The 7,523-nt window shown below is 64.9% G+C and carries 6 protein-coding genes; 1 reads left to right on the top strand and 5 read right to left on the bottom strand.

The genetic code is table 11. The features are described from left to right. Nucleotides 1-24 precede the first annotated feature (24 nt). The 5 genes from GRX31_RS28070 to GRX31_RS31075 form a co-directional block, all read right to left on the bottom strand. On the bottom strand, nucleotides 25-4,434 hold the full coding sequence (locus GRX31_RS28070; RefSeq protein ID WP_237426801.1) for a pilus assembly protein: 4,410 nt from the start codon (nucleotides 4,432-4,434) through the stop codon (nucleotides 25-27). 115 nt (nucleotides 4,435-4,549) lie between these two features. Continuing rightward, a complete protein-coding gene (locus tag GRX31_RS28075; RefSeq protein WP_160855857.1) occupies nucleotides 4,550-5,143 on the bottom strand; it encodes a pilus assembly PilX family protein in 594 nt (197 codons plus the stop codon). Further along, on the bottom strand, nucleotides 5,140-5,928 hold the full coding sequence (locus GRX31_RS28080; RefSeq protein ID WP_237426802.1) for a prepilin-type N-terminal cleavage/methylation domain-containing protein: 789 nt from the start codon (nucleotides 5,926-5,928) through the stop codon (nucleotides 5,140-5,142). The genes GRX31_RS28075 and GRX31_RS28080 overlap by 4 nt, the downstream gene beginning before the upstream one ends. A gap of 34 nt (nucleotides 5,929-5,962) precedes the next feature. After that, nucleotides 5,963-6,484, bottom strand: coding sequence for a type IV pilus modification protein PilV (gene pilV, locus GRX31_RS28085; protein ID WP_237426803.1), 522 nt, complete (start codon nucleotides 6,482-6,484; stop codon nucleotides 5,963-5,965). 23 nt (nucleotides 6,485-6,507) lie between these two features. Further along, complete coding sequence (locus GRX31_RS31075) at nucleotides 6,508-7,020, bottom strand: GspH/FimT family pseudopilin (RefSeq protein WP_016445404.1); 513 nt, start codon at nucleotides 7,018-7,020, stop codon at nucleotides 6,508-6,510. A gap of 274 nt (nucleotides 7,021-7,294) precedes the next feature. On the opposite strand from GRX31_RS31075, the gene GRX31_RS28095 reads away from it, so the two are divergent. Beyond that, nucleotides 7,295-7,523, top strand: a 229-nt coding sequence (locus GRX31_RS28095) for a transposase (RefSeq protein WP_160852539.1), incomplete at its 3' end; no start/stop codon positions are given.

The raw sequence follows: 7,523 nt of genomic DNA on the forward strand, positions 1-7,523 counted from the left end.
TTTGTGTAGTGGATGGGATGGCGGTCACGGGTTCGCTGGCTGGCGGCGCCAGCTCTGTCGCCCCCGGTCCACTCCGCTGTTGATATCGTCGCCCCCGGTCTTGACTGGGTCTCCCGCCCCGCTTGGCTTTCCGCTGGAGTCGAAGATCTTCGCGCCGCTGATGGTGGGCCTGCCCGGCCCCACCTCGCGGCCGTTGACCTGCTGGCCTGCCAGGTTGTCGGAGGCGTTGAAGATGCCGTCGCCGTTCACATCGAAGGCGACATAGTCGGTCTTGCCCCCGGTGTCGGGATCGATGGCGTAGATCGTGCTGGCCAGGCCTGCGGAGCAGGGGTCGCCCAGCGGCGGCCGGATGGAGGTGAACACCAGCCCCCGCCCGTACAGGCTCATGTCGTAGACCAGTCTTTCTCCGTCGCGCGGCAGATCGACGTACCAGCCCCAGCTGTGCACATTGGAGTCGGCGGTGCTGGTGGCGTCCTTGTACCAGGTGACCGGGTTGGCCGACAGGGCGAACTTGCCCGGAAAGCCGCTCACCTGGGTGAACTGCTGGGCCTGCAGATCCCCGCGCCCCTTGCCGGCGGTAGGCAGCGGCTGCGGCGCAGTCGTGGCGGGTGTGCCGTAGCGATCCCAGACACCGAACACCGATTGCCGGCGCATGTCCAGCTTGTCGTCATCCGTCATGAAGCGGCCCGTGCCGAAGGCCACCACATCGCCCTTGCCGCTGGAGTGCCGCACCACGTAGGGTGCGGTGGTGATGGACAGCCGCTTGCCTCCGCTGCGTTCGGACTCGCGTGCCACAAAGAACAGTTGCGCATTCCATGAGCCGCTGGCACTGCTGGCCAGGTCCACGCGCCATACATTGCCCGCAAGATCACCGGCATAGGCCAGGTCCACCTTGCCATCGCCGTTGTTGTCCACCACGGCGGCGCGCGACAGGCCGTTCTTCGGCGCAGGCAGCGCGCTCAGCTCTGCGGCCGTCATGCCTGCCGCGAAATCAAAGCGCCGGATGACCTCGCCACTGGAGACATCCAGCACAAACAGGCTGGACTCGCCGGAGGCGCTGTTCGACGCCTGGTAGCCATTGGACAGGAATACCACCCACCTGCCCTTGGACCGGCCGGCGTCGTTGAGCCGCGCAACGACGGGCGTGGGCATCGAGTAACCCATGCGTTCGTCCTGTTCAACGCCGAACTCCCACAGCAACCGGGGGGAGGTGGGGTCCGTGACGTCCAGCGCGAAGACCTGCCGCCCGCCCGCGCCCAGGCTGCCGACCAGCACCCTGTGCCAGGCGTTGCCGAAGTAGACATCGGAGACCACGGGCGTCCCGTCCACGAAGTAGCGGTGGGGAGCGCCGCCCGCGCCATACCGGGACGCCAGGACATTGAGCGAATTCTTCACCCCCGATGGAATGAAGGCGAACTCCTCCTTGCCAGATGCCGCGTCGAAGGCGTGCAGCATGCCGTCGTTGGCGCCCACATACAGCATCTCCTTGGCAGCCTGTTTCGCGGCAAAGGCGGCATAGGTGGTGCTGCCCTCCAGCTTGTCCGCAACGGAGGCGCGGTACAGGCCGCCCTTGACCCGCACCAGCGAGGAATTGACGATGTCGCCCAGCACATTGGGCTTTCCGCTGGCCAGGGGCTTGCGCACGCGCAAGTCATCGCGCACCTCGCCACGCAGGAACTCGATGCGCTTTTTTGCCTGGCCATCGGCGGAGTTCGTGGCCGGGTCCGTGTTGAGCACGGCCAGCCAGGACGCATCGGAACGCTGCCCGCTGAGACTGGAGTACGTGAAAGGGCTCAGCGACACGGCACTGCCGGTCCTGCTGGGGTAGTAGATCTTGCGGTCATCGGCGGACCGCTCCGACAGGAGTTCCGCCGCGCTCCACACCAGCGTTCTGTCGCTGGTGGTGAGCTTCTCGCGGATGACATCGCCGCTCCAGTACTGGACCTCGAACGTGGTCCGGTACAGGTCGGCGCCTTCGCCCAGTGTCGCCGTGGGCATGTCCACGCTGACCGCCGTCACGGAACTGATGTTCTGCAGGATGTCGTTGAACGCCTTGGTCAATTGGTCCTTGAGCGTGCCGGCATTGGTCACCAGAAAATAGTTGTCCGGATCTCCCGTGATCTTGGAGGGGTCGCGGTCCGGCACGCCGTACTTGGCGGCATACCACAGCGGTCCCTTCAGGAAGCTGCCCGCGTCGGTCGCATTGCCGGGAGTGAAGCTGCGGGTGGCCGTGAGCCCCAGGTTCGAGCATTCCGTGCGCTGCTGGGCCGAGATGCTGCCCCGGCAGTAGCCCGGATCGCGATTGGGGGGCGTGTTGTAGGCGTAGTAGGCCGAGGCCGTGTCCTTGTCACGCACCTCCAGGTACATGCCGTCCTTGGTGGTGCCCGAGATCACATAGCCCATGTGCTGCCCCAGGCCGCCAGCGGCGTACTCGGACACCATGTCGATCTTCACCTTGCCATCGGCCTGCAGCGCGATCGTGTAGCGCGCGATGGCGTCCATGTCATGGTCGGCGCCCTGCTCCACGTCCTCGTAGTTGATGCGGAACTCCGCATAGGGCCGCCCGCCATTGACCGAGGCATCGATGTCCGCCTTGCCCGTGTTGGCAATGTTGACCACGTAGTAGTCGACGATCTGGTTGGTCGGCGTGAAGACCGCATTGTTCACGGTGCTGCCACCGGCACTGCCGGAGACGGTCTTGGCAAACGGCGCAATGGTCACAAAGCGCTTGCCGCCGATCGGAAAGCGTATTTCCGGCAGCGGTGACGCAATGGCCACGGAGTAGGTCCTCAGCGCATTCTTGCCCTGGCTGTTGCCGAAGATGGCATTCCTGGCGCCGAAACGGGCCACGCCTGCGGCATAGTAGGTGCCTTCCTTGCTGGGCTCCTCAGGAGACAGGCCGCGCGCCCATGACAGGTCTGCAATGGTCTTGACCGAAGGAGCCTGGTCGGCATTGGCCGATGTTGACTGGCCGATGAAGAAGTTCTTCCCGTCTATGCGCTCGGCCGAGCCGATGGCCGCCACCTCGTCTGAGACATTGAAGCCATTGAGGGCGCTGGCACCGACGCTCGCGTAGCGGCTACCGGGCAGCTTGCCGTCATAGGAGGGATTGATGTCGCTGAGCACCGTCATGACGGGACGGGAGCAGTACTGGTAGCCGCCCCCGCCTTCGGCCTTGGCCCTGTAGGGCGTTTCCCAGGCGGGCTTGGACAGGCCCAGGGACGCATCCTTGGAGGAGCCGCCGGCGTAGTCAAAGATGCCGAGGGCCTGGGACGCGCCGCCGAAATAGCGCATGGTCTCGAACATCATCTCGCTGATGGGATTGCCCCACATGGCGCACTTCGAAGGCTTGTCCAGCGAACTGATGGGGCCGGACGTGATCCAGCCGCATTCCACGTATTTGCCGCCGGTGTAGCCGATCAGCCGCTGGCGGTCTATGTTGGCGACCACGCCATTGACACCCGTCTTGAACTGGCCCGTCTGAGGGTCGACTTCCTCTGCGAAATTGCCGATATTGCGACGCAGCACGCCGCCGGCGATGTTTTTCTCGTACGAGCCTGTGAGCAGGCCGAAGTACATCTTCCCGTTCTCCCCGAAGTCGTGCAGCAGCCCCGTGGGCTTGTAGATGGTCTTGCCACCGTTGGGATAGGCCTTGCAGCTGGCCTCGAGCAACTGGACATTGCTGCTGGAGCAGGCCTCCACAAGCAGGTTGTAGTCGGTGATCCTGCTGCTGGCCCGCGCGCACGAATTGCCGCCTGCACAGTTGCTCTGCCCTGCAAAGCCCTCCTGGGACACCCAGTCCCAGATCTGGAACGAGGAGTCATTGAGCACGCGCAACTGGGTGATGACGCCAGCGGCCTCCCCCAGCGTGGTGACGGCAAACAGATGGCGCGTGCCGACCGCCGGCGGGCGCAGCGGCGCATAGTCCGAAATGCTGTAGACCTTGGCATCCCGCGCAGGGTCATAGGCCTTGCCCCAGCTGTGCGCATCCCTGGGAATGTAGGCGGTCTGCAAAACGGTGCGCGAAGCCGTGTCCTCCGCACGCATGCCGCCATAGAGCACGCGGCGTATGGCGTCCATGCGCGATGTGCCCAGATAGTTCAGGAAGTCGCCGCTCCAGTGGTTCGAGCACTTTTTCCTGTTGCTTCCGGTCGCTGCCTGCGAGGGCACGAAAACACCCTTGGAATAGCTGTAGCAGACGTTGTTGTTGAAGTAGCCGTAGTAGTCGATCTGGTCCGGCTTGTACCCGACATCGATCACACCGTCGCCGTTGAGGTCGGAGGCATCGTTGTAGGCCTCGTAGTACAGCTTGTGGTCACGCCCCATCACCAGCATGTTCAAGGGCGCCAGCGCCTGGTTCACGAACAGCGGCATCTGGGACAGCACGGTGTCCGCGCGCCCCTGGGCATGCGCCGGCGTACTGGCCAGTGCCAATGCGCACGTCCACAGCGCCAGGGCCGGCCACGCGCGTGCCCGGCCCTGGCGCCCCCTCGGGCCATGCCTGGTCTTCCAACTTGCAATGCGAGCCATTGAAGCTCCCTCCCCCTGCTTACTTTATGAACATGTTGACGCTGGACCGCAGGCACAGCGCATGCGCTCCGCAGGCCTGGGCCTGCGACTTTTCCGTGGCCTGGGCATTGACCTCATAGAAGTCCGTGCAGCCGGTGGCGGGTGCATCCAGCGCGGACGTCGCACTACCCGACTTGGGACAGGCGGTCGTGATGTATCGGGGATACCAGTACCCATCGGGCTTCTGAAACCCGGCCGCCTTGGCCTTGGTCGTCCGAAAATCCGTACCGAGCCCGATGGAGTCCGTACGCACATCGGATACCGAGCAGGGAATGCCGCTGCTCTCGGCCACCGGAGTGCCGGCGCCATTGCAAGGCTTGAGTGCGACGGCATGCTCCAGCAGCTTGCGCTCGCCTTCTCGCAGCGTGCCATCCGCGGTTTCATACAGCCGCTGGCTATCCACCATGTTGGCTGCGATGCGTGCCTCCAGCGTGGCCACGCGCATGCCGACCACCGCCAGCAGCAACACCAGCAGCAGCATGATCATGGACACCAGCAAGGCATTGCCGCGCTGGCGCCCGTGCAGTGCACAGGACATGCAGCGGCGGCTCCGGGCTCCGATCAGCGCGGTCATGGCATCAGATTCCTCAGGGTGAGCGTGCCGGTGGCCAGTTGCAGCAGGGAGCCGGCATTCGCATCGCATCGGGCCCGGGCGCCGCCCAGTTGCGCCCAACGCTCGCAGACGGTGGAGGTCATGCCCTGCGTCACCTTGCCGGAGCTTTCCAGCAAGAGGGCAAGGCGCAGGGAACGGATGGCTTCCTGCGTCCCGGGCAACGTGGCCGTGAAGGCATCGACCCTGCGTATCGCGCCGGGCGCTGTCTGCCGATCGATGCCGAACTCGAAATGCACCGCCCGCACGCCATCGGCGAGCGGCACAACCTCCTGCGCGGCCCGGCAGACCAGCACGCCACTTTCGACGGTGTATTTCTCCGCGAACATGCCGGTCGCCGGCGCCGGAGCGTCATAGGGGCCTGCGGCCCCCAGGTTCGCCGGCGTGCCCGCACAGTCGGTTTCCGCAGCGTCCCGGGGCTGGAAGCGAAGGCAGATGGTCTGCGCGTCAGCCGCGTAGAGCGCCTGTCCCTGGGTGAACTGGCAGCCGTTGGGATGGGGCGAGGAATCGGCAGGAAATGCGTCGAACATCGCCTGCGAAGGATCTCTCCTGTAGCCTGCCTTGGAGAACTCGGAGTCCAGCACGGCCAGCGCCAGCCGGCTGTTGCCGAGGTTCTCGCTCTGCCCCACGCGAAAACCGAAGCTCGACAGCCCCTGCATGTAGATGGTGGTGGCAATCAGCACGAGGAACAGGCCGATGGCCAGCGCCACCAGAATCTCCACCAGGGACAGGCCCGCCTGGGACGGCATGCGCATGCGGCACGCCCGTGCGCCCGGCCCGCGCTCAAAGCCGCGACCGCAGCGTGAATGTGCAAAATTCATTGTCGCTTCCATCCAGACATTGGCCTTTCTTGACCGGCCAGGCCACCGTCACGGACACCAGGCCGTCGGCATCGGCGCTCACGGCGAAGGAGGTGTCGATGCGGTTCGCGGTGAGATCGGGCACCAGCTTGCGGGCCCGCTCGCCCCAGCAGGCCAGGCGCTGCGCCCGCGGCTGCGGCAAAGGCTGGCAGGCCACAGGTGCCGCGGGCATCGCGGCACCCTCCAGCTTCTGGTAGCCGCCCAGTTCCGCCACGGGCACGCCCTTCGCGTCCAGGACCGTGGCCGTGTCCCCCCGCAGGGTCTCCAGCAGCTCGGAAGCCAGCATGGATGCCATCTGGCGCCGCTCGGTATCCACGGTGTATTCAATGGCACGCACATGGATGCGCACGGCGCCCAGCAGCCCCACGGCCACCAGCAGCACGGCGACGAGTACCTCGATAAGGCCTGCGCCGCGTTGCCTGCGAGAAGGAAAAGGAATGGACATGTTGCAGACCCGTTGCACGCGCATCAGCAACTGCCGCCGGCAGGCAGCCGCTGCTGGCGCACAAGCCCGGCGCGGGTCACTCTCAGGCATTGCATGCGCGTGGCATGGCGAGCCGTGACGGTCAGCGTGTACAGCGTGCTGGCGCCGGAGAACTGCCTGGCGGTCCCCGTGGTTTCGAACAGGACACCCTGGGAAGAATCACCGGAGGGCGAGACGGTCACGGCATCAGGCACCCGGGCCTCGCGCACCAGTTGCCCGCCCGACTTGGCGGACCATGTCTGCCCCGCGCCCACGAAGCTGCTTTCCACCCGTTTGTAGACCGCTTCGGAGCGAGCCAGCTGCAGCAACGACTGCAACTCGAGCGCAGCCGAGCTGACGCGCTGGTTGGCTATTTGAGCGATGAAGGAAGGAGCGGCCAGAGCGGCCAGAATCGCGACCAGCGCCACCACCACCATCATCTCGATGAGGGTGAAGCCACGGGGCCATTGCCATGTGCCGCCTGGACAGCCGTTGCGCGTGTAACCGGGGTTTTTCATGCAAGCGTGCTTCTCGTTGCCGGGGAACCATGCGACAGGCCTGCAAGCCCTGCGCCATTGCTCTTGATTGATGTTTGCAATCGTAATGCAAAGGCAATTTGGAACACCTATTGACACAGGTTATGGGACAAATATAGGACTTGTCTTATAAAAACCTGCGCAAAGCGCAACACCCCATCCAGCAAGCCCGGCCCGCCGTCCGTGTGAAATAGCCCCCTGATTCCCCGGCCCCGTCCTATCGCTTATCTTTGAAGATAGGAACAGGACTGTGCATATGACTAGGCATACGGAGTCAATCGAGGTAGTCGTGAAGGACCAGCGCCGCAGGCGCTGGTCTCTCGCAGAGAAGGCGGCGCTGGTGCGCCGAACCTACGAACCAGGCATGAGCGTGTCATTGGTCGCTCGGCAGGAAGGCGTTTCGGCTGGACTGCTGTTCCAGTGGCGCAAGCTCGAACGGCAAGGTGCTTTGACCGCCGTCTCCGCTGGCGAGGCAGTCGTGCCCG

It is taken from the genome of Delftia sp. CH05 (assembly GCF_009827015.1).
Taxonomy (GTDB): Bacteria; Pseudomonadota; Gammaproteobacteria; order Burkholderiales; family Burkholderiaceae_C; genus Comamonas; species Comamonas tsuruhatensis.

Coding starts and splice junctions, on each gene's coding strand:
- GRX31_RS31075 (WP_016445404.1), bottom strand. CDS start 7,020: ATGAAAAACCCCGGTTACACGCGCAACGGCTGTCCAGGCGGCACATGG.
- GRX31_RS28075 (WP_160855857.1), bottom strand. CDS start 5,143: ATGACCGCGCTGATCGGAGCCCGGAGCCGCCGCTGCATGTCCTGTGCA.
- pilV (WP_237426803.1), bottom strand. CDS start 6,484: ATGTCCATTCCTTTTCCTTCTCGCAGGCAACGCGGCGCAGGCCTTATC.
- GRX31_RS28080 (WP_237426802.1), bottom strand. CDS start 5,928: ATGCCGTCCCAGGCGGGCCTGTCCCTGGTGGAGATTCTGGTGGCGCTG.